Origin of the sequence: Ancylobacter sp. (assembly GCF_965249975.1) — a bacterium.
Classification (GTDB): domain Bacteria; phylum Pseudomonadota; class Alphaproteobacteria; order Rhizobiales; family Xanthobacteraceae; genus Ancylobacter.
The window spans coordinates 306,702-330,103 of record NZ_CBDFNE010000004.1 but is presented as its reverse complement, the minus strand read 5'-3'; the positions used below and the strand labels follow the sequence as shown (position 1 = coordinate 330,103).

Below are 23,402 nucleotides of genomic sequence, written 5' to 3'. Positions count from 1 at the left end.
GCCACGGCGCACCGTCCTCGGCACGGGAGACCGCACATGGCCATTACAGAGGCGCCGGCGACGCGCATCGTCGCGCCGCCGCTCCACCCCTTCCTCATGCTCATTCCAGCAACCTGCCTCACCACGGGGTTGCTGACCGATCTGGCCTATTGGGCGACGGTCAACACCATGTGGGCCGATTTCTCCGCCTGGTTGGTCAGCGCCGGGGCGATCCTGGCGTGGCTGGTGGCCATAGCCGGCCTCATCGAACTGCTGATGCGGCCTCTGCTGCGCCAGCGGGCGGGCATGGCGCTCTATGTGCTCGCCTATCTCGCCGCCATGGTGCTGGCGACCTTCAACATGCTGGTACACACGCGCGACGCCTGGTCCTCCGTGGTGCCCTGGGGGCTCACCCTCTCGGCGCTGACCGTGCTCGCCTTCCTCGCCGCCGCTGCCGCGGCCTATGGCCTTGTCGCCCGTCCCCGCACCGGAGGTCCCGCCCGATGACCCGCTGGACAACCCCGCTCGCTCCCTGCCTCGCCGCCGCCGTCGGCCTGCTCACGCTCAGCCTGCCGGCGACGGCGCAGGACCGCATCACTGTCGAGCAGCAGACAGGGCCCAATCCGGTGCTGCCCGAACCGCAGCTCGGGCTCTTCCCGACCATGAAGATTTCCGAGATCGTCGGCTGGAAGGACGGCGAGACGCCGACCGTGCCGCAGGGCTACGAGATCAAGGCACTTGCCACCGGCCTCGCCCATCCGCGCGAACTCTATGTCCTGCCCAATGGCGACATTCTCGTCGTCGAAGCCCAAGCTCCGTCCGGCAAGCCGATCCGTCACCCCAAGGACCTGGTGCGCGGCGTCGTGGAGAAAATGGTCGGCGGCGGTGGCGGCAGCGAAGCCAGCAACCGCATCACCCTGCTGCGCGACAGCAATGGCGACGGCACGCCCGAGCAGCGCACCGTGTTTCTCGACAAGCTGCACTCCCCCTTCGGCGTCGCCCTCGTCGGCAGCGATCTCTATGTCGCCCATGCCGATGCCATCATGCGCTACCCCTATAATGAGGGCGACACGCAGATCACCGCGCCGGGCGAGTTGCTGGCGCCCCTGCCCGGCGGCCCGATCAACCACCACTGGACGAAAAGCCTGGTCGCCAGCCCGGATGGGAGCCTGCTCTATGTCGGCGTTGGCTCGAACAGCAATGCCAGCGAACGCGGCATGGAGGCGGAGAAGAACCGCGCCGCCATTCATGAAGTGGATCGCGCCACCGGCCGCCAGCGCCTCTATGCCAGCGGCCTGCGCAATCCCAACGGCCTGACCTTCAACCCGACGACGGGGGCGCTCTGGACCGTGGTCAATGAGCGCGACGAACTCGGCCCCAATCTCGTTCCGGATTACCTCACCTCGGTGCAGGAGGGCGGCTTCTATGGCTGGCCCTACAGCTATTACGGCACGCATGTCGATCCGCGGGTGAAGCCGGAACGGCCGGATTTGGTCGAGCGCGCCATCGTGCCCGATTATGCGCTCGGCTCCCATGTCGCGGCACTGGGGCTCGATTTCTACACCGCCACCGCTTTCGCCCCGCGCTACCAGGGCGGCGCCTTCATCGGCCTGCACGGCAGCTGGAACCGGGATGAGTTCAGCGGCTACAAGGTGATCTTCGTTCCCTTCGCCGGGGGCCGTCCGAGCGGGCCGGCGGAGGATTTCGTCACCGGCTTCCTCAATGAGCAAGGCCAGGCCCGCGGCCGGCCGGTCGGCGTCGCCGTGGATTCGACCGGCGCTTTGCTGATCGCCGACGACGCTGGAAATACTGTCTGGCGCGTCACCGCCACGGCACCTGTGAACGCGGCGCGCTGATGCCGGCGCACCTCCGGGGCGTCGCTCCGGCTGTCAGCCGCCCTTGCGCTCCATGCGCAGCGTCGGGCGGCCGGAGGTAGGGTTGACCCCGTGACCCGTGACGGTGAACCCCGCCTTCTCATAGAACCGCACCGCCCGCTCGTTCTGCTCGTTCACGTCGAGCGCGAGATGGCGGGGCGAACGGGCGGCGGCGGCAGCGATCAGCCGGCTCGCCACCCCCGTTCCCCAATGGTTGGGATGCACCACCAGCTGGTCGACATAGCCCGTGCGGGGATTGACGGACACGAAGCCAAGCAGCGCCCCCGGCGTGCCGCCCTGCCCTTCCGCTTGGGCGAGGTCGATTTCCGCCCCCTCCTCGATCAGCGTGCCGATGCGGTGGCAGAGCCAGCCGCGCCGGGCCTCGAAGTCGATCTCCGGAAGCGCCTCCTGCCACGCCTCGACCCACAGATGCGTCATCTCGGGCATATGGCTCCAGTCGAAGCCGATCAGCAGGGGCGCGGGGGACTCGCTCATCGCAAAGGACTCATCGCTCGGTGAGCTTGAGTTCGATACGGCGGTTGCGCGCGCGCGCCTCGTCATCACTGCCGGCATCGAGCGGCTGATACTCGCCGAAGCCGGCGGCGACGAGATGCTGGGGCGAGACGCCCTTCTGCGCGAGATACTGCACCACCGCGATGGCGCGCGCGGCCGAAAGCTCCCAGTTGGACGGGTAGAGCGGCGTCGCGATGGGGCGATTGTCGGTATGCCCGTCGACACGCAGCACCCAGGGAAGATCGTCCGGTATCTGCTTTTCCAGCTCGATCAACGCGCTCGCCAGCTTGTCCAGCGCCGGCATGGCGTCCGGGCGCAGCTGCGCGGCGGCGGGGTCGAAGAAGATTTCCGACTGGAAGACGAAACGGTCGCCCACCACGCGCACATCCGGCCGGTCGCCGAGAATGGCGCGCAGCCGGCCAAAGAACTCGGAGCGGTAGCGGGTCAGTTCCTGCACCCGCTGCGCCAGCGCGACATTCAGCCGCCGGCCGAGATCGGCAAGGCGCGACTGGCTTTCCTTGTCCTTCTGGTCGGAAATGTTCAACGCCTCTTCCAGCGCCGCAATCTGCCGACGCAGCGCGGCGATCTGCTGGTTGAGAATGGCGATCTGCGCCGCAGCGGAAGCGGCCGCATCCTTTTCCTCGCCAAGCTGGCGGGCGAGTTCGGCGCTGCGGCTCTGGGCGGAGGCGACCTCCTCCGGGCTGGCGACCGCCGCAGCGGCGTCGCGCAGCACGTCGCGTTCCTGTTCCAGCCGCAGCAGGCTGGCGCGAAGCGCGCCCACCTGACTCTCGGCCTCAGCGTCATTCGCCCGCTCAAGCGCCAGCAATTCCGTCAGTTCGCGGATCTGCGCCTGCAGCCGTGCCATCGCGTCGTCCTTGGAGCCGATCTCCTGGGTGAGCACAAATTGCGCGAGAACGAAAACGGAGAGCAGGAACACGAAGACCAGCAGCAGCGTCGACAGCGCGTCGACGAAGCCGGGCCAGTAATCGATGTGGCGCTCGCCACGGCGGGAACGACCGAGGGCCATCAGACGCTCTCGCGGTCCGACTTGGACTCGGCGATCCGCTCCAGCAGGCGCTTGATGTCGCGCTGCTGCTCGGCCTGCGCCTCCACCCAGTCGCGCACCATCTGCTGCTCGCTGCGCATGTGCTGCACAAGGCCCTGCAGGCTCTCGGCGAGATGCGCCATCGCGGAGGTAACGCGCTGCGAGCCGGCCTCGGTCATGGTGCGCTCAAGCCGGGCGATGGCGGCGGCGAGGTCGCTGAAATCCGGCGCCTGGGCGAAGGTGGGCGCAGGCGGGGGCGGCAGCGGCAGCGGACCGATCGGCGTGGCGGAGATCGGCGCGGGCACCGGGCCACGGGCGCGCGCCGCCTCGGTGCCGAGATCCTCCACCGTGGTGGACAGCCAGTCTTCGAGGTCGATGTAGAAACGGTTCTGCGCCTGCCCGGCCTGCAGGTCGAGGAAGCCGAGCACCAGCGAACCGGCAAGGCCGAACAGCGAGGAGGAGAAGGCGATGCCCATGCCGCCGAGCGGCGCGGCAAGGCCGGTCTTCAGCGTGTCGAGCACGGAACCGGATTCCGGCCCCACATCCAGCGCGCCGATCACCCGGGCGATCGAGCTCACCGTTTCCAAGAGGCCCCAGAAGGTGCCGAGCAGGCCGAGAAAGACCAGCAGGCCCGTGAGATAGCGCAGCAGGTCGCGCGCCTCGTCGAGGCGGGTGCCGATGGATTCGAGAATGCCGCGCATCGTCGCTTGCGAGATCGACATGCGCCCGACGCGATCGCCGAGCAGCGCCGCCATCGGCGCCAGCAGCACCGGCGCCTGCCGCACTTCGAGGCCGGGATCGGCGATGCGGAAGCTGTTCACCCATTCGACTTCCGGCAGCAGGCGAAGCACCTGGCGAAAGGCGAAGATGATGCCGATGAACAGAACACCGAAGATGACGCCGTTCAGGCCGGGATTGTTGAGGAAGGCGCGCCAGATCGGCTCGTGCAGAATGGAGGCCAGCGCCACGCACAGCAGGATGAACACGAACATCCGCACCAGAAAGATGCGGGGCGATGACAATTTATGAAATGAATCGGTAGCGCTCATGCCGTCGGCCGTCCCTGTGAAGGACGGCGATGGCCCGAAAAGACCGCCCCTCGCGCCGGACTATGCCACAGACGCAGGGAAAAGGAACGCGGCAGAGACCTTTGGAAAAGCCCTTATCTCTCTACCGTTACGGCTTTCTCTACGCCTTGTTGACGAGCGCCAGAAGGTCGCGCCGCACCGTGTCATTGCCCACGATGATGTCGCCCTTGGCCAGCATCTTGTCGCCGCCGTCGAGGTCGGAGACATAGCCGCCCGCCTCGCGCACCAGCACGATGCCGGCCGCCATGTCCCACGGGCTGAGCCCACGCTCCCAGAACGCGTCGAAGCGTCCGGCGGCAACCCAGGCGAGGTCGAGCGCCGCCGAGCCGGTGCGGCGCAGGCCGGCAACCTTGGGGGCGATGGCGCCGTATTCGCGCCCGAACTGGGCGAAGTCGCCCCGGCCCATATGCGGCAGGCCGCAACAGACCACGGCATCGGCGAGGCTGCGCCGGGCGGCGACGCGGATGCGGCGGTCGTTCATGAACGCGCCGGCGCCCTTCTCGGCGACGAAAAGCTCGTCCGTGACAGGGTTGTAGATCACGCCCGCCACCGGCACGCCGTCGCGCGCCAGCCCCAACGAAACGCAGAACAGCGGAATGCCGTGCAGGAAGTTGGTGGTGCCGTCGAGCGGGTCGATGATCCAGCGGTGGCTCTCGTCGGCCCCGTCGATCTCGCCGCTTTCCTCCATGATGAAGCCGAAATTCGGCCGCGCCTTGGAGAGCTCGTCGTGCAGGATACGTTCGGCCTTGCGGTCGGCGTTGGAGACGAAATTCGCCGGCCCCTTGAGCGACACCTGCAGGTTTTCCACCTCCCCGAAATCGCGGATCAGGGAGCGGCCGGCCTTACGGACGGCCTGGACCATGACGGTCATCAGGGGAGTACGGATCATGTCAAATTCCAGATAAAGCGCGATCAGCCGCCGCAGAACGTGTGCTCCTGTGCGCCGCGCGGCGGAGCGCGTCAAGTGCGCACGGACCGTCGCCGGGCCGGCTAATGGGCGGGGACGGCCGGAGCGGCCCCGGGGTGCCGGGGTTTTCGCCGCGCGGTCAGCCCATGCCGACGCCGCCGGAGGGACTGGTGCCGAGTTCGCGGGTCAGCCGCTCCAGCCGCTCGGCGGCGCCGGTGATACCGCGCGCCACACGGGCCTCCGTCTCGTCGAGGCGCCGCGTCGCGGCGCTGCGGGCGGCGCGCTCGGCGCTCGCCTCCTTCTCCAGTGCCTGGATGCGCCGGCGCGCCTCGCTCAACTCGTCGGCGAGGGTGATGGCGGCCATGATGCTGAGGCGCTGGTCGCCGATCTCGCCAAAGGCGACGCGCAGCTGCTCGATGCGGGCGTCCACTTCCTCGCCAAGGCCGCTGAGATGATCCTCCTGGCCGTCGTCGCAGGCCATGCGGTAGGCGCGCCCGCCAATGCTGATGGTCACATAGGCCATTGCCGTTCCCTCAGCGCTCCTGCGCGGCGAGCACCGCGCGAATGGTTTCCATCGCGCTGCCCAGCCGGCGCGCGACCTCTTCATTGGCGCTGTCGAGCCGTTCGGCACGCGCCTGCGCCCCGTCGAGCGCATCGGCCAGGCGGGAACGGTCGGCGCCAAGCACATGCAGCTGCTGGGCGAGCGCGGCCTCCTGCCGCTCCACCTCCAGCCGGCGCTCGATGGCGCTCTCGAGGGCCTCGACCGCGCTGTCGAAGCGCCGCAGGGCGGCATCCACGACGCCCGTCGTCTCGCCCGCCTCAGGCGCGTTCATGACCTCTCCCTTGTTTCGCCCGTCACGGGCGGGAAGCGCGGGCGAAACGGCCCATGGCGCCGCTTCGTTCCACCCGTACGTAACGCATTCATCGCGGAACGAATCCGGCAATATTGAGCCTGCGGCGCGCGGCAGCGTCAACTTCGCCGCCGGAAGCCCCGCAACCGACCACTTTCAACAGGCGGCCGCCGGCCCCCGCCCCCTTGCGGTGCCAGCGAATGACGTTGCCGCAAGAGGGTGTCACAGCGCTGTCTTTGACACCGCGCCCGGTGGTGCTATCACTCGCCAGCCCCGCCCGCATGCTGAGCTGGCCCGCCCGGGAGCACGCCGCCCGGCCTGCGGCACCGAAACGTCGCGCCCTGACACAGCAACCCATCTGCCTCGGAGAGATCCGTCCTCATGTCGAACCGCGAGAAGCACGACCGCATGGCCAATGCCATTCGGGCCCTGGCCATGGATGCCGTCGAAGCCGCCAATTCCGGCCATCCCGGCATGCCCATGGGGATGGCGGATGTCGCCACCGTCCTGTTCGGCAAGGTGCTGAAATTCGATCCGACCGACCCGCGCTGGCCGGACCGCGACCGCTTCATCCTCTCCGCCGGCCACGGCTCGATGCTGCTCTATGCCCTGCTCTACCTCACGGGCTATGAGGGCATGACGCTCGACGACATCAAGAATTTCCGCCAGCTCGGCTCCCGCACGCCCGGCCATCCGGAATATGGCCACACGGTCGGCGTCGAGACCACGACCGGCCCGCTCGGCCAGGGCCTCGCCAATTCGGTCGGCTTCGCGCTCGCCGAGCGCATGATGGCCGCACAGTTCGGCGGCGATCTCGTCGACCACCACACCTATGTCATCGCCGGCGATGGCTGCCTGATGGAAGGCATCTCGGAGGAGGCGATCGAGATCGCCGGCCGCCAGAAGCTGAACAAGCTGACCGTGCTGTGGGACGACAACCACATCACCATCGACGGCTCGACCGCGCTGTCGGTGGCGACCGACCAGTTGGAGCGCTTCGCCGCCTCGGGCTGGGCGACCACCCGCATCGACGGCCATGACCCTGACGCGATCCTCGCGGCGCTGGAGGCCGCCAAGGCCAGCGACAAGCCGACCCTGATCGCCTGCCGCACCACCATCGGCTATGGCGCGCCCAGCAAGGGCGGCACCAATGCCGTGCACGGCGCCCCGCTCGGCGCCGCCGAGATCGCGGCGGCCCGCGCCTTCCTGAACTGGGAATACGAGCCCTTCGTCATCCCCAGCGACGTGCTCGATGCGTGGCGCCTTGCCGGCCTTCGCTCGCGCCAGGCGCACAAGAGCTGGAGCCAGCGTTTCAACGACGCCGACCCGGCACTGCGCGGCGAGTTCGAGCGCCGCGTGCGCGGCGACCTGCCCTCCAAGCTCGGCGAGACCATTGCCGCCGTGATCGCCAAGGCCCGTGCCGATGGCGGCGCGGTCGCTACCCGCAAATCGTCGGAGATCGTGCTGGAAGCGCTCACCGTCGCGCTGCCGGAAATGGTGGGCGGCTCGGCCGACCTCACCCACTCCAACAACACCAAGACCAAGGCCACCTCGGTCTATGTCGAGCCGCCGAAATATGACGGCCGCTATGTGAACTGGGGCATCCGCGAGCACGGCATGGCGGCGGCGATGAACGGCATCGCCCTGCATGGCGGCTTCATCCCCTATGGCGGCACGTTCCTGGTGTTCTCCGACTATTGCCGTCCCTCCATCCGCCTCGCGGCGCTGATGGGCGTGCGCGTCGTTTATGTGTTCACGCATGATTCGATCGGCGTGGGCGAGGACGGCCCGACCCACCAGCCGGTGGAGCAGATCGCCGCGCTGCGCGCCATTCCCAACCTCCTCGTCTTCCGCCCCTGCGACACGGTCGAAACCGCGGAAGCCTGGAAGCTGGCGCTGGAGCACAAGACCGGCCCGAGCGTGCTGGCACTCACCCGCCAGAACCTGCCGCTGCTGCGCACCGACGACACCGAGCGCTGCCTCACCGCGCGCGGCGCCTATGAGCTGGCGAGCGCTTCCGACGAGGCTGAGGTCACCCTGTTCGCCTCCGGTTCGGAAGTGTCGCTGGTGATGAAGGCGCGCGAGCAGCTGGAAGCGCAGGGCATCCCGACCCGCGTCGTTTCCGTGCCCTGCTTCGAGCTGTTCCTGAACCAGCCCGAGGAAAGCCGCCGCCAGGTGGTGGGCAAGGCGCCGGTGAAGATCGCCGTCGAGGCCCTGATCCGTCAGGGCTGGGACGAGATCGTCGGCTCCGACGCGGCCTTTGTCGGCATGCACGGCTTCGGCGCCTCCGGCCCGGCCCCGCAGGTCTTCGCCCATTTCGGCATCACCGTCGAAGCCGTGGTCGCGACCGCCCTCAGCCGCCTCAAGCGCTGAGCCGGGCCGACAAGCTATGCAGCTGGCGCATGGTAAATGCGCCAGCCCTGCGTCCCACTGGCAGCGTCAAAAGACCGGCTGGTGTCGTGGCCATCGTCGCGCTATGAGGCCCACGCGCGGATCGTGATGAGACAGCTTACCTGGGGATTAAACGCATGACGCTCAAGGTTGCCATCAACGGCTTTGGACGCATCGGCCGCAACGTGTTGCGCGCCATCATCGAGTCCGGCCGCACCGATATCGAGGTCGTCGCCATCAATGATCTCGGCCCGGTCGAGACCAATGCGCATCTGTTCCGCTTCGACAGCGTGCATGGCCGCTTCAACGGCACGGTGACGGTCGACGGCGACACGATCAATGTCGGTCGCGGCCCGATCAAGGTGACCGCCGTCCGCAACCCGGCCGAGCTGCCGCACACCGCGCTTGGCGTGGACATCGCGCTCGAATGCACCGGCATCTTTACCGCCCGTGACAAGGCCGCCGCCCATCTCGCGGCCGGCGCCAAGCGCGTGCTGGTCTCCGCCCCGGCGGAAGGCGCCGACCTCACGGTCGTGTACGGCGTCAACCACGACAAGCTGACCAAGGACCATCTGGTCGTCTCCAACGCCTCCTGCACCACCAACTGCCTCGCGCCGGTGGCCAAGGTGCTGAACGACGCCGTCGGCATCGACCACGGCTTCATGACGACGATCCACTCCTACACCGGCGACCAGCCGACGCTGGACACCATGCACAAGGATCTCTACCGCGCCCGCGCCGCGGCGCTGTCGATGATCCCGACCACGACCGGCGCCGCCAAGGCCGTCGGCCTGGTGCTGCCGGAACTCGCCGGCCGCCTCGACGGCACCTCGATCCGCGTCCCGACCCCGAACGTCTCGGTGGTCGACTTCAAGTTCGTCGCCAAGAAGAAGGTGACGAAGGAGGAGATCAACGAGGCGATCAAGGCTGCCGCCGCCGGCCCGCTCAAGGGCATTCTCGGCACCACCGACCAGCCGAACGTCTCCACCGACTTCAACCACGACCCCCATTCCTCGATCTTCCATCTCGACCAGACCAAGGTTCTGGAAGGCAATTTCGTCCGGGTTCTGTCCTGGTACGACAATGAATGGGGCTTCTCGAACCGCATGTCCGACACGGCGGTCGCCCTCGGAAAGCTGATCTGAACAGCCGGCCCGGCCGGGCCTCCCGCCAAGGAGGTCCGGCCGTTTCGCAGATAAGATCAACAATCCCAGGGAGAAGACCATGAGCGAGGCTTCCGCCTTTCGCACCCTCGACGACGCCGACGTCGCCGGTAAGCGCGTTCTCGTGCGCGTCGATCTGAACGTGCCGGTCGACAATGGCCGGGTGACCGACGACACCCGCATCCAGGCCGTGCTGCCCACCATTCGCGAAATCTCCGACAAGGGCGGCAAGGTCATCCTGCTCGCCCATTTCGGCCGCCCCAAGGGCGAAGACTCGGCGCTGTCGCTGGCCCCCATCGCCGCGGAAGTGGCGAGCCGGCTCGGCAAGCCCGTCGCCTTCGCCCCCGCCACTATCGGCCCGGTGGCGGAGGAAGCGGTCGCCAAGCAGCAGAACGGTGACGTGCTGCTGCTGGAGAACACCCGCTTCGACAAGCGGGAAGAAAAAAACGACCCCGACTTCGTGGCGGCGCTGGCCGGCCTCGGCGATGTCTATGTCAACGACGCCTTCGCCACCGCCCACCGCGCCCATGCCTCGACCGAGGGTCTCGCCCACAAGCTGCCGGCCTTCGCCGGGCGCTGCATGCAGGAAGAGATCGAGGCGCTGGCCAAGGCGCTGGAAAAGCCCGAGCGCCCGGTGCTCGCCGTGGTCGGCGGCGCCAAGGTCTCGTCGAAACTCGACCTGCTGGGCAACCTCGTCGCCAAGGTGGACATTCTGGTGATCGGCGGCGGCATGGCCAATACCTTCCTCGCCGCCCAGGGCAAGGATGTCGGCAAGTCGCTGTGCGAGCACGAGCTGGCCGGCACGGCGCTGGAGATCCTCGACAAGGCCAAGGCCGCCGGCTGCGACATCGTGCTGCCGGTCGACGCCCTCGCCGCCACCGAGTTCAAGGCGCATGCGCCGCACCGCGTCGCCTCGGTCGACGACATTCGGGCGGATGAGATGATGCTCGACGCCGGCCCGGCCTCGGTCGCCAATGTCGTGGCCCGGCTGAAGGACGCCAGGACCATCGTCTGGAACGGCCCGTTCGGCGCTTTCGAGCTGCCGCCCTTCGACACCGCGACGGTGGCGGTGGCGCGCGCGGCGGCGGAACTCACGGACGCTGGCGGACTTCTGTCGGTGGCGGGCGGCGGCGACACGGTGGCCGCCCTCAACCATGCCGGGGTGGCCGACCGCTTCACCTATGTGTCGACGGCTGGCGGCGCCTTCCTGGAGTGGCTTGAGGGCAAGCCCCTGCCGGGCGTCGAAGCCCTGAGACGTTGAAGGACGCCCGGGCGGCGCGGTCCCGTCATTCGGAATCGTTCCGCCCGGTGCTAATATCCGACCGGTCCGGCCCGCGTTCGCTCCGGCGGCGGTGCCGGCCGGTCAGTTTCGCGCGGGAGAGAGACAATGACTGCAAGCCTCGAAGAGGTCGCGTATAAGCTGGCAGCGGGCGGCAAGGGCCTGCTGGCGGCGGATGAAAGCGCCAGCACCATCAAGAAGCGGTTCGACGCCATCGGCGTGGAATCGACGGAGGAGAACCGGCGCGATTACCGCGAGATGCTGTTCCGCTCCGAGGCGATGACCCAGTACATTTCGGGCGTCATCCTGTTCGACGAGACCATCCGCCAGAAGGCGAAGGACGGCACGCCGCTGGTGTCGCTCATCGAAGCCGCCGGCTCCATTCCCGGCATCAAGGTCGATCTCGGCGCCCATCCGCAGCCGGGCTGCCCCGGCGAGACCATCACCGAGGGCCTTGACGGCCTCGCCGGCCGCTTCAAGGAATATTACGATCTCGGCGCCCGCTTCGCGAAATGGCGCGCGGTGATCGATATCGGCCAGCACATTCCGAGCTACACCTCGATCCTCGCCAATGCCCAGGCGCTGGCGCGCTATGCGGCGCTGGCCCAGGCCGCCGGCATCGTCCCGATCGTCGAGCCGGAAGTGCTGATGGACGGCGACCACGACATCGACCGCTGCTACGACGTGACCGAGTGGGTGCTGAAGGAAGTGTTCCAGCAGCTCTTCTATGGCCGCGTGAAGCTGGAAGGCACGGTGCTCAAGCCGAACATGGTCATCGCCGGCAAGAAGTCGCCCAAGCAGGCCTCGGTCGAGGAAGTGGCGGAAAAGACCATCCGCTGCCTCAAGAACTGCGTGCCCTCGGCGATCCCGAGCGTCGCCTTCCTCTCCGGCGGCCAGTCCGACGAGGAGGCCACCGCCCATCTCGACGCGATGATCCGTCAGGGCGGGCTGCCGTGGAACCTCACCTTCTCCTATGGCCGCGCTCTTCAGGCCGCGCCGCAGAAGGCGTGGTCCGGCAAGCCGGAGAACGTCGCCGCCGGCCAGGCCGCGTTCACTCACCGCGCCCGGATGAACTATCTCGCCGCTCTCGGCCAGTGGACGCCGGAAAGCGAAGAGAAGAAGGCGGCCTGAGCCCTTCTCCTTGCAGGCCTGAATGTGAAACGCCGCCCTTCGGGGCGGCGTTTTTGTTTCCGCGGATGGGTTGCGGCGCCGCTTCCTCAGCCGGAAAGCGGGGCTGCAAAAGAAAACGCCGCCCCATAGGGCGGCGCCTTCATAAGCCGGAGGGAGGTCCGCGCTCAGCGGCGGCCGCCGAAGCCCCCACCGAACCCGCCGCCGAAGCCGCCATGGAATCCACCACCATAGCCGCCGCCGAAGCCGCCGCCATAGCCACCGAAATGGTCGCCTCCGCCATAGCCACCGCCGAAACCGTCATAGCCGCCGGCGCGGGCGAAGCTGTCGGCGCGCTGGTCGCCATAGGACTGGTACTGCCGCTGCTGGTTCAGACGGTCCATCTGCGCAGCATCGGTGTCGTTCGCCCAGCCGCTGCCGGTCTGTCGCTGCCAGCCATTATTTGAGTCGTACTGGTGAATCGAGCCGTCATGGTCGGTGTAGACATTGCCATTGTTCCACGCCACTGCATTGCCGGTCTTGGCGTTGCCGGCGACGCCGCGGCTGTCGACGCTGACATGGCCGTTATTGTCGACCACGCCGGTCTCCGAGGCATGGCCGATGCCGGTTGTCGGGTTGTAACCCGCCGATTCGCGCCCGGCGACGGCATTGCCGGTATAGGCGTTGCCCGCCACGCCGGCACGCGCCTCGCCATGGGCGCCCGTATAGGGGTTGAAGAAGGCGGCCGAGCGCCCGGCGGCGTAATTGCCGGTCCAGGGGTTGAAGGCAGCGGCAGAACGGCCGGCGAACTCGGTGCCCCAGCCGGTCACGCCATGCACGGCGTTGGCGCCCCAGGCGGTGCCATAGGGGCCGACGCCCCAGGCATGGTCCCAGGTCGCCGCACCGCCCCACGCGCCATAGATGTTGGTGCGGGCGATGTCGACGCCGGCCCAGGGGCCGTACCACGGGCCGGGCCGCCAATAGGGGCCCCACCAGGGATACATCGCGCCCCAGCCAAAGGCGGCGTCGTAGCCGAAGCCGAAGCCCGTGGTCCAGGCGAAGGCGGCGTCATAGCCATAGGTGGCCGGGCAGCCATACCAGTAGGTGCCGATATAGCCGACGCAGTTATAGCCTGTGCCATAGACCACCGTGCCGCCGGGCTCGATCACCACGCCCATATAGCCGGGCGTGTAGCCCACCGTGACCACATCGGCGGTGGAGGCGTAGACGCGGACATAGGTGACGTAGTGCAGCGGCGAGGACACCGGAATGGTGTAGATCGCGTCCGGCACCACATCCGCCACCACCCAGGGGCCGCTCGGCGTCGCCGAGACGAACCAGGCGCCCTGGAACAGCGCGTAATAGCGGCCGGGATCAAGCTGGATCACCGGCGTGCGGGTGTTCTCGGCATAGGAAAGGATGGTGCCCTTGATCGGCTGGAACTTGGGCTGCCCGCCGTCATACTGGACGGTGAGCTGGGTATCGCGCTTGATCGAGGCGGTCTGCGGCACGGTGGCGGCGATGGCCGCTTCCTTGGCCTGCGGCGTGCCGGGAACCGAGACCAGCGCATTCGCCGCCGGATCGGTGGTGGAAATCTTGGCGAAGCTGGCCGGCAGGCTGGGGCCGGGCACGAAGCTCCACGGCCCGTTGAAGCCGGCGGCACGGAACCAGCGGCCGGAGATCAGCACGTAATACTGGTTGCTGTCGGGATCGAGGATGATCGCGTGGTCGGCATTACCCACGCGCAGCAGCGAGGTGCCACCCACCGGCGTCATCTGCGGCGCGCCGGCGGTGATGACGAGTTCGGTGGGCGTGGTGGAAACGATGATGGCGGGCGGGGTCGCCGGCTTCTGGCCATTGGCCGGCAGCATGGTCTGCGCCGGCTCCTCATAGGTAGCGGTGCTGCCGGCGGCCTCCAGCGCGGGGTCGGGCTGCGCGGTCACCGTCCACGGGCCTTCGACCGACGGCGCCTGATACCAGTTGCCCGAGGCCTGCAGGTGATAGAGACCGGCGCTGTCGACCAGCATCAACGGCTGGGTGTTGACGATGCGCTGGAAGCCCGGCACGCCGTTGACCGGCCGCGGCACCGGCTGCCCCGCGACGAGCACGAGCAGGGTCGGCTTGTCGGCGAAGATGATGCGCGGCGGGGTGTTCTGCACCGGCTGCGTCAGTTCCTTGTCCAGCTGCTTGGTCGCGGCATAGCTGGTCATCAGCTGATCGAGGGCGAAGGTCAGGCCCTGCGGCGAGATGCGCGACTGCAGCGCGTTCAGCAGCACCGCGTTCTGCGAGGCGTCGGTCGGCACATCGACCGAGGTGATGCGGATATTGCTCAGCTGCGCGAGCTTGGACGGCTTGTCGATCGCCACCCGCGCGGTGAAGCGGGCGAGGCCATAGGTCGGGCCGGCGGCGGGCGTGGTGGACGAGCCCGCAGCGCTGGCGGCGTTCGCGTCGGGCTTCGGCCCGATGGCGACGGCGGCGCGGCCGGAGATCTGGTCGCCGTTCCATTGCTCGATGAGCGGCTGGTAGACCTGCATCAGCTTGTCGCCGAGGTCGAAGCTGCGCGGCCAGGCCAGCGCGGCCGGGAGCGCCGCCGGCGCGGCGGCGGTGCCGGCCTGGGCGGCCGGGGGCGCCGGCTGCTGCGCCAGGGCGGGCGAAAGGCTCGCCGCGAACGCCGCGGCGATCAAGGCGAGAGACTGGGAATGAAGGCGCATGTTTCCCCCAAACGGGCGGCGGCGATCCGGCGACGGGCCGGTCGGCTTGCTGCGGTAGAGCATTAGCACCGCTGATTCGTAACGATAAGACGCCGCCCGAACACGAAAGCGACGACGAAGAGATCGCCGTTAAAATGTTACCGCATTAAGGCGAAGGCACCGCCTTGCCGCGACCAGGGCGGCGCACTGGACCGCAAAGGGCCCGCCGCGCTACAGAAAGCGCCGCGTGCCGTGCTTTCGCCGCCATCCTCGCCGATGGCTTCCCCCAATGGCTCGTCACAAGACTGTTTCAATGGCTCGCTCCTCCACCCGCCCCGCCTCCGAACCGCCGCGCCCGGCGCCACGCCTCTATGTGCTTGCCCCCGCCGCCGACGCGGCCGGCATCGCCGCGCAGGCCGACGCGCTGCGCCAGGCGGCCGCTGAGGTCGACATCGCCGCCGTGCTGCTGCGCCCGGCTGCCGGTGCGGCCGCGCCGGCGCTCAAGCCGCTGCTCGCGGCCTGCGAAGCTATCGGCGCCGCCGGCCTTGTCGATGGCGCGGCCGCCCTCGTCGCCACGCTCGGGGCCGATGGCGCGCATGTCGACGCGGTCCCCGCACTGAAGGCCGCTGTCGCCGCGCTTCGGCCCGACGGCATCGTCGGTGCCGGCGGCCTGCGCAGCAAGCACGACGCCATGACGGCGGCCGAGAGTGGCGCGGATTATGTGATGTTCGGCGAGCCCGACGTGGAAGGCCGCCGCCCGCCCTTCGAGGCGACGCTGGAGCGCACCGAATGGTGGGCGCAGCTGTTCGAGCCGCCCTGCGTCGCCTATGCGCGCACGCTGGAAGAGGTCGAGGTACTCGTCGCCGCCGGAGCCGATTTCGTCGCCGTCGACACGCTGCTCTTCGAGGCGCCCGTCGAGGGCGCCCGGGCGCTGGCGGCGCGCCTCATCCTCCCCGCAGAGGCGTCCTGATGCGGAGGGCGCGCGGCAGCGCGGGGATGCGCCATGCAGCGGTCACGGCCGGCCTGCTGCTTGTCCATCTGGGCGGCGCCGGCGCGGCATTGGCGCAATCGCCAGCGGCGCCCAATCCGACAGCGCCCCTGCCGACAGCGCCCCAGCCGACAGCGCCGAAACCCGGCGCGCCCAACCCGCTCGCCAAGCCGCTCTCAAACCCGCTTGGCGCGCCCCTCGGCACCCCCAGCACGGCGGCGCCGCTCGGCACGGACCGCGATCCCGCCTTTACCGCCTATCAGCGCGGGCGCTACCGCACGGCGCTGGATTTCGCCGTCAGCCGCGCCAATGCGCAGGGCGATGCGGCGGCGATGGTGCTGGCCGGCGAATTGCTGTCCCAGGGCTATGGCGTGCGCCAGGACCCCACGGCCGCGCGCAAATGGTATGAGGCCGCCGCCGCCAAGGGCAATGCCGACGCCCTCTTCACCCTCGGCGCCGTGCTCATGGCCTCCCCCACCGTCACCACCAAGGACCAGGCGGTGGAGTTCTTCCGCAAGGCCGCCGAGAATGGCAGCGCCCGCGCCGCCTATAATCTCGGGCTCGTCTATCTCCAGGGCGAGGTGGCGCCGAAGGAGCCGGCCATCGCCGCCGAATGGTTCAAGCGCGGTGCCGAGCGCGACCAGCCGGACGCGCTCTATGCACTGGCGACGCTTTACCGCGACGGCAATGGCGTGCCGCGCGACCCCATCGAATCCGCCCGCCTGCTGCAGCGCGCCAGCGAGATCGGCAATGATGTCGCCACCACGGAGCTTGCCATCGCCGTGTTCAACGGCGTCGGGGTGCCGAAGGACGAGGAGCGCGCCGCCGCCCTGTTCCGCAAGGCGGCGCTCCAGGGCAACGCCATCGCCCAGAACCGCTATGCGCGCATCCTCTCCGCCGGGCGCGGCGTTCCCAAGGATGTGATCGCCGCCGCCGGCTGGCACCTCGTCGCCAAGGCGCAGAAACTTGACGATCCCATGCTCGACAAGCTGGTGGCGAGCCTCACGCCCGAGCAGCGCGCGCAGGCGCAGGCGCGGATCAAGCCTTGGACGCCACCGCCGGCCTATTAGCGTAAGTGCCCGCCCTACCGGCAAAGCCCGGCGGCACGTTCCCGCCTTGCTCATGCCGCCGGGCACCGTTACTCATCGGGACGCTTCGCCGTTGGGAGCCGGCGGCGCGGCGTCGAAGACAGCTTCTGGGGATTTCGTTTGCTCATCGCTCGTCCAGTGCCCTCGCGGGCCATGCCGCTTGCTCATTCCCGCCGGCCGGATCTCGTCCGGGCGTTCGCGGTGGTGGCGGCAGTGCTGGTGGCGATACTCACGCTGGGCACGGCGCCCGCCCGCGCGCTGGAGGCGGTGGCGATCCGGCTCGATGCCCCGGTGATCGACCTCGCCCCCGCCATCGAGCGACGCACCAGCGACAATGACCGGCTGCAGGTCTCCACCGTGCCCGGCGCCGATGGCATCGTCCGCCGCATCGAGGTCCGCTCGGTGGTGCCGGGGCCGCATGGCAGCAAATGGGCGGTCTTCGCCCTCGCCAACAACACCGACGAGCAGGTCGACCGGCTGATCGTCGCCCCGCATTACCGCATGGTCGGCTCGGGCGTGCTGTGGCCGGATCTCGGCAATCGCCGCATCCTCAACGTCACCACCAGCCAGGGCTTCCGGCCGGAACTGCAAAACGCGCCGGACGCCGACGTGTTCTTCCTCACCCTCGACCCCGGCACCACGGTGACGCTGGTGGCCGAACTCGGCGATGGCGGGCTGCCGCAGCTCTATCTCTGGGAGCCGGAGGCCTACAAGGACAAGGTCAACAGCTTCACCCTCTATAACGGCATCGTCATCGGCATTGCCGGCCTGCTGGCCCTGTTTCTCACCATCCTGTTCGTGGTGAAGGGCAGCGCCATGTTCCCGGCGGCGGCGGCGCTGGCCTGGGCGGTGCTGGGCTATATCGGCCTCGATTTCGGCTTCTGGTCGAAAGTGTTCGGCATCTCGCCGCTGGCGCAGCAATTCTGGCGCGCGGCCGGCGAGGCGATCCTCGCCGCGACGCTGGTGGTGTTCCTGTTCGCCTATCTCAACCTCAATCGCTGGCATGTGCGCTACGCCCATGTCACCGCCGGCTGGCTGGTGTTCCTCGCCGCCATTGTCGGCCTCGCCTTGCTCGACCCCTCCGCCGCGGCGGGCATTGCCCGCCCCTCGCTGCTCGTCGTCTCCTTCATGGGATTCGGTGTGGTGGTGTGGCTGGCGCTGCACCGCTACGACCGCGCCGTGCTCATCATCCCGACCCTGCTGCTGCTCGTCGTGTGGGTGATCACCGCCGGCATGGCGGTGTCCGGGCGCATCGGCAATGATCTCGTCGCCCCGGCGCTGCTCGGCGGTCTGGTGCTGATCGTGATGCTGATCGGCTTCACCGTGATGCAGCACGCTTTTGCCGGCATCGGCTCCGTGGCCGGCAGCGCGCAGGAGCTGGAGCGTCGGGCGCTCGCCGTGGCGGGCTCGGGCGACATCGTCTGGGACTGGGATGTCGACACCGACCGCATCCATGTCAGCCCGGAGGCCGAGCATATGCTGGGGCTCAAGCAGGGCACGCTGGAAACCGAGGCCGCCGGCTGGCTCGACATCATCCATCCCGGCGACCGCGACCGTTTCCGCGCCACGCTGGACGGGCTGCTCGACCAGCGGCGCGGGCGCATCGACCAGGATTTCCGCCTGCGCGCCCATGACGGCCACTATCTCTGGTTCAACCTGCGCGCCCGCCCGGTGGTCGGCACGGATGGCGAGGTGGTGCGCTGCATCGGCACGCTTTCCGATGTCACCGACAGCCGCACCGCCGAGGAGCGGATGCTGCATGATGCGGTGCATGACAACCTGACCGGCCTGCCCAATCGCGAGCTGTTCCTCGACCGCATCGCCGCCGCCAACGGCCTCGCGCGCAGCGACGACCAGATCCGGCCGACGGTACTGCTGATCGACCTCGACCGCTTCAAGCAGGTGAACGCCACGCTCGGCATGCCGGCCGGCGATTCCATCCTGCTCACCGTCGCCCGCCGCCTGATGCGCCTCGTCAAGCAGCAGGACACGCTGGCCCGCCTCGGCAGCGATCATTTCGCCCTCATCCTGCTATCCGAACGCGACCCCGAGCGCATTACCGCCTTCGCCGACACGCTGCGCCGCACGCTGCGCGCGCCCATCACCTTCGGCGACCGCGAAATCTTCATCACCGCCTCCATCGGCCTGTTGCTGGCCGACGGCCAGAAGCGCACCCCGGTGGAGACGCTCAAGGACGCCGAACTGGCGATGTATTTCGCCAAGCGCGTCGGCGGCGACCGCATCGAGGTGTTCCGCCCGAATATGCGGACGCAGAAGCTCGACCGGCTGACCATGGAGCAGGACCTGCGCCAGGCCCTGCAGCGCGGCGAGATCAGCGTGCTCTACCAGCCCATCGTCGATCTCACGACGCGGCGTATCGCCGGCTTCGAATCGATGATGCGCTGGCAGCACCCGACGCTGGGCACACTGACGCCCGACGATTTCCTCGGCCTCGCCGAGGATTCGGGGCTGATCGTCGATCTCGGCCTGTTCGTGCTCGACACCGCCGCCCGCCAGCTGGGTGTGTGGCAGCGCACGCTGCGCGGTGAGCCCATCTTCATCTGCGTGAACATCTCCTCCCGGCAGATGCTGCGGCACGACCTCTTGCAGGATCTGAAGGCGGTGCTTGCCCGCAATGTCGTCGCGCCCGGCACGCTGAAGCTGGAGCTGTCGGAATCGCTGGCGATGGAGAACCCAGAATACACCTCGCAGATCCTCACGCGGATGCGCGACCTCGACGCCGGCCTCACGCTGGAGGATTTCGGCTCCGGCTATTCGGCGCTGGCCTATCTCCAGCGTTTCCCCTTCGACAGCATCAAGGTCGACCGCACCTTCACCAAGGCGCTGGGCCGTAGCGGCAACAAGGCGCAGCGTCCCATCATCCTGCGCACCATCGTCAACATGGCGCATGATCTCGGCATGGACATCATCGCCCAGGGCGTCGAAACCGAACAGGTCGCCGCGGCGCTCGGCAAGCTGGGCTGCCGCTATGGCCAGGGCCGGTTCTTCGGCGAGGCGATGACCGCCGATGAGGCGCGCAAGCGCCTGCAGCCGGAACAGCCCCCGACCTCGCTGCTGGAGCGCGGCCGCCAGCTCTCCCGCGGTGCGCGCGCGGCCGCCACCCCGCCGCCGGTTCCCTCGGCCGCCACCCGCCCCGCCAGCGCTGCCGAAGCCGCGCAGCGTGCCGCCCGGCCGACCGCTCCGGAGGCGACGCCCGCATCGGCGCCCGCGGGTGCCGCCCCCGCGCCCGTGGCCGCGCGTCCCGCCGCCGCAACGACAGCTGCGGCGCCCACACAGACGCCGAATTCCTGACGCCGATCCTTCTGAAAACGCGTGGCGGGGCGAGTGGCGCGCCGCCTCAGGCGTGGCCGGCCTCAGCGGACAGCATGCCGGGATCGATGCCGATCTTGCGCAGCGCGAGATCATATTTCGCGCCGGCCTCGGCCTCGAACACCAGCGCCGGATCGGCCGGGCAATGCAGCCAGCCATTCTGCTGGATCTCGTTCTCCAGCTGTCCCGGCGCCCATCCGGCATAGCCGAGCGCCAGCATGGCGAAGGCCGGCCCGCTGCCGGCCGCCATCGCCCGCAAGATGTCGAGCGTGGCCGTCAGGCAGAAGCCATCGTCAATCGGCAGGGTGGAATCCTGAATGAAGAAATCGGCGCTGTGCAGCACGAAGCCGCGCCCGGTTTCCACCGGCCCGCCGCGCAGCACCTTCACCCCGCCGGCGCTCTGCGGCAGGTGAATGCGCTCGTCTTTCGGAATGACATCGAGCTGCACCAGCAGATCGGGGAAGTTCACATGGGCCGCCGGCTGGTTGACGACGATGCCCATCGCGCCTTCCGGGGAATGGGCGCACATATAGATCACCGACCGCGCGAAACGCTCGTCGCGCATGCCCGGCATGGCGACCAGCATCTGTCCGTCGAGGAAGGTCCCGCCATCAAGGGGGTCTGGCTTCCGGGGGCGCTCGCGTCCGATCCACATGAAGGGAAGCCTAATCCCCGCCGGGGCATTTTCAAGCCCGCCCGTTAACTGCCTGGCGGTGGCGAACGCGGCCTCACACGAAAGTGCGCCTCGCACGACTTCCCCACGGGGAGCGGAGAGGCTATCGCCAACACCATGCTGTCTCGTCTGTATTCCTTCGCTGTGTGCTCGCTCGCGCTCGTGCCCGTCGCGGTGCCGGCGCGTGCCGGCGACATGTCCTCCTGGTCGGCGCCCGAGGGCACGGCGGCGCGGCTCATCGCCGGCGGAACGCAGGGCGATGCGCTGCTGGGCGGCGTCGAAATCCGCCTACCGCCCGGCCTCAAAACCTATTGGCGCTATCCCGGCGATAGCGGCGTGCCGCCGCATTTCGACTGGAGCGGCTCGCAGAATGTCGAGGCGGTCGAGGTGCTATGGCCAGCCCCGGCGCGGTTCGACGATGGCGGCTCCTACTCCATCGGCTACAAACATGACGTGGTGCTGCCGCTGCGGATCACGCCGAAGGACCGCGCTCAGCCGGTCGAGCTGAAGCTCAATCTCGATTTCGCCGTGTGCGGCAAGATTTGCCAGCCGGCCAATGCCGCGCTCGATCTCGCCTTGCCGCCCGGCGGCGGCGCCCCTTCCGCCGCGCTGGCCCAAGCCCTCGCGCGCGTGCCGCGCCCCGCTCCCCTCGGCGAAAAGGGCGAGCCCGGCATCGCCACTGCTGAGCTTGAGCGTCAGGCGGAGACGCCCGCCATCCGTATCGTCGCCGATGTCGGCAATGCCGCCACCGCCGATCTCTTCGTCGAAGGGCCGAACGAGGACTGGGCGCTGCCGCTGCCCGTGCGCGAGACCGGCCCGGACGGGCGCACCGTCTTCACGCTCCCGGTCGATGGCGTGCCCAAGGGCGCGGATGTCGCCACCGCCAAGCTTCGCTTCACGCTTGTTGATGGCGACCGGGCGATCCAGGTGGACGCGCCGCTTTCCGCGCACTGAACCCGCTTCCCGCCTCGCGGGAAATCGCTATGTTACCGACCGACCGAGCCGGACCCTGCGGCAGCCGGCTCGGCGCGGCGCTTCGGCGGGTCCGTTCCCACCCCTTCCCGCCCTATGAAAGGACGTTTCCATGACGATCAAGGTTGGCGATCAGCTCCCCAGCGTTACCTTCCGGGTGGCCACCGAGGACGGCCCGGTGCCGAAGAGCACCGATGAAATCTTCAAGAACAAGAAGGTCGTGCTGTTCGCCGTTCCCGGCGCCTTCACGCCCACCTGCCACAAGAACCACCTGCCGAGCTTCATCGCCCGCGCGGAAGAGATTCTCGCCAAGGGCGTCAGCACCATCGCCGTCACCGCGGTGAACGATCCCTTCGTCATGGCGGCGTGGGAGAAGGCCTCCAATGCCGGCGGCAAGATCGTGTTCCTGTCGGATGGCAATGCCGAGTTCGCCAAGGCGGTCGGCCTCGACTTCGACGCGGCGGCGGCGGGCCTCGGCGTGCGCTCCAAGCGCTATTCCATGCTGGTCGATGACGGCGAGGTGCTGATCCTCAATGTCGAGGACGTGCCGAGCAAGGCCGACAAGACCAACGCCGACGTGCTGCTCACCCAGTTCTGAGACCTGCACCATGGGATTCCGGCCGGGCGCGCCCGTGCCGGAATTTCCCGCGAGGGTGAGACCACCGCCGGTCAGGCGATGATGTCGGGGCAGATCTGGTCCTCGATATAGCCGATGCGGTCGCGCAGCTGCAGCTTGCGCTTCTTGAACCGCGCCAGCTGGAGCTGGTCGCTGCCCGGCATGTCCTGCAGCGCCTGGATCGCGACATCCAGATCACGGTGTTCCTGCCGCAAGCGCTCCAGAACAGCCAGGAGCTCGCGTTCCTCTTCCGCCGTCATTTGTGTCAAACGCCCGACCCGAACCCGACTCATCCCCGGCACGGCCGAGGTCGGGCACGAGTATCGCCGCCCCTGCGGCCGGCCGCAACCGCCGGGCTCCCGACACTGTGAGCGACCGCGCTGCGGTGCAGCACATCCTTTCGTCGACAGCCCCGCACTCTCGTGACAGACTGATGACGTTCGCATCGGAAGACAGGAGATACTGTCCATGACCATGCAGTCGCATGTTGCCGAGTTGGAACGTCGCCATCAGGCACTTGAAAAGCAATTGCGGGAAGAGATCACCCGCCCCGCGACCGACGCTACCCGCATCGCCGATCTCAAGCGGCGCAAACTTTTCCTCAAGGACGAAATCGCCCGCTGCAAGGGCGGGACGGTACATTAAGGCCCTCACCTCACCCGCGTGACACAAAAGAGCACGGACGACCGCCGTTCCAGGCCGCGTGTCTGAGAACGGCGCTCGCTGTATTTGCGGTCCATGCCTGCCATGTCGCCTCGGCGCCGGGGCGTCGTCCCGGCGCAGCCTTTTCATGGACATGACGACGCGGTCGCCGGCTTTACCGTCGGCGAACTGCTTATGTGCCCGCG

At 68.5% G+C, this 23,402-nt stretch carries 21 protein-coding genes; 12 read left to right on the top strand and 9 right to left on the bottom strand.

Annotated elements, in window-relative coordinates; all coding sequences use genetic code 11:
• Positions 1 to 36 precede the first annotated feature (36 nt).
• On the top strand, positions 37 to 486 hold the full coding sequence (locus tag ACP2AH_RS06050; protein ID WP_425104982.1) for a DUF2231 domain-containing protein: 450 nt from the start codon (positions 37 to 39) through the stop codon (positions 484 to 486).
• A complete protein-coding gene (locus tag ACP2AH_RS06045) occupies positions 483 to 1,835 on the top strand; it encodes a PQQ-dependent sugar dehydrogenase (RefSeq protein WP_425104981.1) in 1,353 nt (450 codons plus the stop codon). The genes ACP2AH_RS06050 and ACP2AH_RS06045 overlap by 4 nt, the downstream gene beginning before the upstream one ends.
• 33 nt (positions 1,836 to 1,868) lie before the next feature.
• On the opposite strand, the gene ACP2AH_RS06040 is transcribed toward ACP2AH_RS06045, so the two are convergent.
• The 6 genes from ACP2AH_RS06040 to ACP2AH_RS06015 all read right to left on the bottom strand — a co-directional run bounded on the left by ACP2AH_RS06040 (position 1,869) and on the right by ACP2AH_RS06015 (position 6,239).
• The gene (locus tag ACP2AH_RS06040; RefSeq protein ID WP_425104980.1) at positions 1,869 to 2,348 is read right to left on the bottom strand and encodes a GNAT family N-acetyltransferase; all 480 of its coding nucleotides are present in this window, start codon (positions 2,346 to 2,348) and stop codon (positions 1,869 to 1,871) included.
• Between the two features lie 10 nt (positions 2,349 to 2,358).
• Positions 2,359 to 3,393 carry a peptidoglycan -binding protein gene (locus ACP2AH_RS06035; protein WP_425104979.1) on the bottom strand — a complete coding sequence of 345 codons (1,035 nt, stop codon included), beginning with the start codon at positions 3,391 to 3,393 and terminating at the stop codon, positions 2,359 to 2,361.
• The gene (locus tag ACP2AH_RS06030; RefSeq protein ID WP_425104978.1) at positions 3,393 to 4,460 is read right to left on the bottom strand and encodes a flagellar motor protein MotA; all 1,068 of its coding nucleotides are present in this window, start codon (positions 4,458 to 4,460) and stop codon (positions 3,393 to 3,395) included. The genes ACP2AH_RS06035 and ACP2AH_RS06030 overlap by 1 nt, the downstream gene beginning before the upstream one ends.
• Positions 4,461 to 4,599: 139 nt before the next feature.
• Complete coding sequence (locus ACP2AH_RS06025; protein WP_425104977.1) at positions 4,600 to 5,388, bottom strand: inositol monophosphatase family protein; 789 nt, start codon at positions 5,386 to 5,388, stop codon at positions 4,600 to 4,602.
• 157 nt (positions 5,389 to 5,545) lie between these two features.
• Positions 5,546 to 5,929: a cell division protein ZapA gene (locus ACP2AH_RS06020; RefSeq protein WP_244450616.1), complete on the bottom strand. Its 384-nt coding sequence runs from the start codon at positions 5,927 to 5,929 to the stop codon at positions 5,546 to 5,548.
• Between the two features lie 10 nt (positions 5,930 to 5,939).
• On the bottom strand, positions 5,940 to 6,239 hold the full coding sequence (locus ACP2AH_RS06015; protein ID WP_244450615.1) for a DUF4164 domain-containing protein: 300 nt from the start codon (positions 6,237 to 6,239) through the stop codon (positions 5,940 to 5,942).
• Between the two features lie 399 nt (positions 6,240 to 6,638).
• Between ACP2AH_RS06015 and tkt the strand changes: the two genes are divergently transcribed.
• The 4 genes from tkt (at position 6,639) to ACP2AH_RS05995 (ending at position 12,221) form a co-directional block, all read left to right on the top strand.
• Positions 6,639 to 8,630: a transketolase gene (gene tkt / locus ACP2AH_RS06010; protein WP_425104976.1), complete on the top strand. Its 1,992-nt coding sequence runs from the start codon at positions 6,639 to 6,641 to the stop codon at positions 8,628 to 8,630.
• Between the two features lie 155 nt (positions 8,631 to 8,785).
• A complete protein-coding gene (gene gap / locus ACP2AH_RS06005; RefSeq protein ID WP_425104975.1) occupies positions 8,786 to 9,793 on the top strand; it encodes a type I glyceraldehyde-3-phosphate dehydrogenase in 1,008 nt (335 codons plus the stop codon).
• Between the two features lie 79 nt (positions 9,794 to 9,872).
• Positions 9,873 to 11,072, top strand: coding sequence for a phosphoglycerate kinase (locus ACP2AH_RS06000; protein ID WP_425104974.1), 1,200 nt, complete (start codon positions 9,873 to 9,875; stop codon positions 11,070 to 11,072).
• Between the two features lie 126 nt (positions 11,073 to 11,198).
• Positions 11,199 to 12,221 carry a class I fructose-bisphosphate aldolase gene (locus ACP2AH_RS05995; RefSeq protein WP_425104973.1) on the top strand — a complete coding sequence of 341 codons (1,023 nt, stop codon included), beginning with the start codon at positions 11,199 to 11,201 and terminating at the stop codon, positions 12,219 to 12,221.
• A gap of 164 nt (positions 12,222 to 12,385) precedes the next feature.
• Here ACP2AH_RS05995 and ACP2AH_RS05990 read toward each other — a convergent pair whose 3' ends face one another.
• A complete protein-coding gene (locus ACP2AH_RS05990) occupies positions 12,386 to 14,908 on the bottom strand; it encodes a carbohydrate-binding family V/XII (protein WP_425104972.1) in 2,523 nt (840 codons plus the stop codon).
• Between the two features lie 292 nt (positions 14,909 to 15,200).
• Here ACP2AH_RS05990 and ACP2AH_RS05985 point away from each other — a divergent pair, with 292 nt between their 5' ends.
• From ACP2AH_RS05985 to ACP2AH_RS05975, 3 genes are all read left to right on the top strand, one after another.
• A complete protein-coding gene (locus ACP2AH_RS05985; protein ID WP_425104971.1) occupies positions 15,201 to 15,857 on the top strand; it encodes a thiamine phosphate synthase in 657 nt (218 codons plus the stop codon).
• 26 nt (positions 15,858 to 15,883) lie between these two features.
• A complete protein-coding gene (locus ACP2AH_RS05980) occupies positions 15,884 to 16,945 on the top strand; it encodes a sel1 repeat family protein (RefSeq protein WP_425104970.1) in 1,062 nt (353 codons plus the stop codon).
• Positions 16,946 to 17,116: 171 nt separating this feature from the next.
• Positions 17,117 to 20,275, top strand: a complete 3,159-nt coding sequence (locus tag ACP2AH_RS05975; RefSeq protein ID WP_425104969.1) for an EAL domain-containing protein — start codon at positions 17,117 to 17,119, stop codon at positions 20,273 to 20,275.
• 46 nt (positions 20,276 to 20,321) lie between these two features.
• Here ACP2AH_RS05975 and ACP2AH_RS05970 read toward each other — a convergent pair whose 3' ends face one another.
• On the bottom strand, positions 20,322 to 20,948 hold the full coding sequence (locus tag ACP2AH_RS05970; RefSeq protein WP_425104968.1) for a YqgE/AlgH family protein: 627 nt from the start codon (positions 20,946 to 20,948) through the stop codon (positions 20,322 to 20,324).
• 135 nt (positions 20,949 to 21,083) lie between these two features.
• Between ACP2AH_RS05970 and ACP2AH_RS05965 the strand changes: the two genes are divergently transcribed.
• Together ACP2AH_RS05965 and ACP2AH_RS05960 are read left to right on the top strand one after the other, a co-directional pair.
• Positions 21,084 to 21,920, top strand: a complete 837-nt coding sequence (locus ACP2AH_RS05965) for a protein-disulfide reductase DsbD domain-containing protein (protein ID WP_425104967.1) — start codon at positions 21,084 to 21,086, stop codon at positions 21,918 to 21,920.
• A 130-nt stretch (positions 21,921 to 22,050) separates the two neighbouring features.
• Positions 22,051 to 22,536 (top strand): peroxiredoxin, encoded by a 486-nt coding sequence (locus tag ACP2AH_RS05960; RefSeq protein WP_425104966.1) that lies wholly within the window; start codon positions 22,051 to 22,053, stop codon positions 22,534 to 22,536.
• Between the two features lie 71 nt (positions 22,537 to 22,607).
• Here ACP2AH_RS05960 and ACP2AH_RS05955 read toward each other — a convergent pair whose 3' ends face one another.
• A complete protein-coding gene (locus tag ACP2AH_RS05955; protein ID WP_244450605.1) occupies positions 22,608 to 22,814 on the bottom strand; it encodes a YdcH family protein in 207 nt (68 codons plus the stop codon).
• A 208-nt stretch (positions 22,815 to 23,022) separates the two neighbouring features.
• Between ACP2AH_RS05955 and ACP2AH_RS05950 the strand changes: the two genes are divergently transcribed.
• The gene (locus tag ACP2AH_RS05950) at positions 23,023 to 23,199 is read left to right on the top strand and encodes a YdcH family protein (protein WP_425104965.1); all 177 of its coding nucleotides are present in this window, start codon (positions 23,023 to 23,025) and stop codon (positions 23,197 to 23,199) included.
• Positions 23,200 to 23,402: the final 203 nt, after the last annotated feature.

Bases quoted from the DNA above. Each gene is read 5' to 3' on its own strand.
- ACP2AH_RS06020 (WP_244450616.1), bottom strand. From the start codon at position 5,929: ATGGCCTATGTGACCATCAGCATTGGCGGGCGCGCCTACCGCATGGCC.
- ACP2AH_RS05970 (WP_425104968.1), bottom strand. From the start codon at position 20,948: ATGTGGATCGGACGCGAGCGCCCCCGGAAGCCAGACCCCCTTGATGGC.
- tkt (WP_425104976.1), top strand. From the start codon at position 6,639: ATGTCGAACCGCGAGAAGCACGACCGCATGGCCAATGCCATTCGGGCC.
- ACP2AH_RS06050 (WP_425104982.1), top strand. From the start codon at position 37: ATGGCCATTACAGAGGCGCCGGCGACGCGCATCGTCGCGCCGCCGCTC.
- ACP2AH_RS05985 (WP_425104971.1), top strand. From the start codon at position 15,201: ATGGCTCGCTCCTCCACCCGCCCCGCCTCCGAACCGCCGCGCCCGGCG.
- ACP2AH_RS06030 (WP_425104978.1), bottom strand. From the start codon at position 4,460: ATGAGCGCTACCGATTCATTTCATAAATTGTCATCGCCCCGCATCTTT.
- ACP2AH_RS06015 (WP_244450615.1), bottom strand. From the start codon at position 6,239: ATGAACGCGCCTGAGGCGGGCGAGACGACGGGCGTCGTGGATGCCGCC.
- ACP2AH_RS05995 (WP_425104973.1), top strand. From the start codon at position 11,199: ATGACTGCAAGCCTCGAAGAGGTCGCGTATAAGCTGGCAGCGGGCGGC.
- ACP2AH_RS05960 (WP_425104966.1), top strand. From the start codon at position 22,051: ATGACGATCAAGGTTGGCGATCAGCTCCCCAGCGTTACCTTCCGGGTG.
- ACP2AH_RS06040 (WP_425104980.1), bottom strand. From the start codon at position 2,348: ATGAGCGAGTCCCCCGCGCCCCTGCTGATCGGCTTCGACTGGAGCCAT.
- ACP2AH_RS06025 (WP_425104977.1), bottom strand. From the start codon at position 5,388: ATGATCCGTACTCCCCTGATGACCGTCATGGTCCAGGCCGTCCGTAAG.
- ACP2AH_RS05990 (WP_425104972.1), bottom strand. From the start codon at position 14,908: ATGCGCCTTCATTCCCAGTCTCTCGCCTTGATCGCCGCGGCGTTCGCG.
- ACP2AH_RS05975 (WP_425104969.1), top strand. From the start codon at position 17,117: ATGCCGCTTGCTCATTCCCGCCGGCCGGATCTCGTCCGGGCGTTCGCG.
- ACP2AH_RS06045 (WP_425104981.1), top strand. From the start codon at position 483: ATGACCCGCTGGACAACCCCGCTCGCTCCCTGCCTCGCCGCCGCCGTC.
- ACP2AH_RS06000 (WP_425104974.1), top strand. From the start codon at position 9,873: ATGAGCGAGGCTTCCGCCTTTCGCACCCTCGACGACGCCGACGTCGCC.
- ACP2AH_RS05980 (WP_425104970.1), top strand. From the start codon at position 15,884: ATGCGCCATGCAGCGGTCACGGCCGGCCTGCTGCTTGTCCATCTGGGC.
- ACP2AH_RS05965 (WP_425104967.1), top strand. From the start codon at position 21,084: ATGCTGTCTCGTCTGTATTCCTTCGCTGTGTGCTCGCTCGCGCTCGTG.
- gap (WP_425104975.1), top strand. From the start codon at position 8,786: ATGACGCTCAAGGTTGCCATCAACGGCTTTGGACGCATCGGCCGCAAC.
- ACP2AH_RS05955 (WP_244450605.1), bottom strand. From the start codon at position 22,814: ATGACGGCGGAAGAGGAACGCGAGCTCCTGGCTGTTCTGGAGCGCTTG.
- ACP2AH_RS06035 (WP_425104979.1), bottom strand. From the start codon at position 3,393: ATGGCCCTCGGTCGTTCCCGCCGTGGCGAGCGCCACATCGATTACTGG.
- ACP2AH_RS05950 (WP_425104965.1), top strand. From the start codon at position 23,023: ATGACCATGCAGTCGCATGTTGCCGAGTTGGAACGTCGCCATCAGGCA.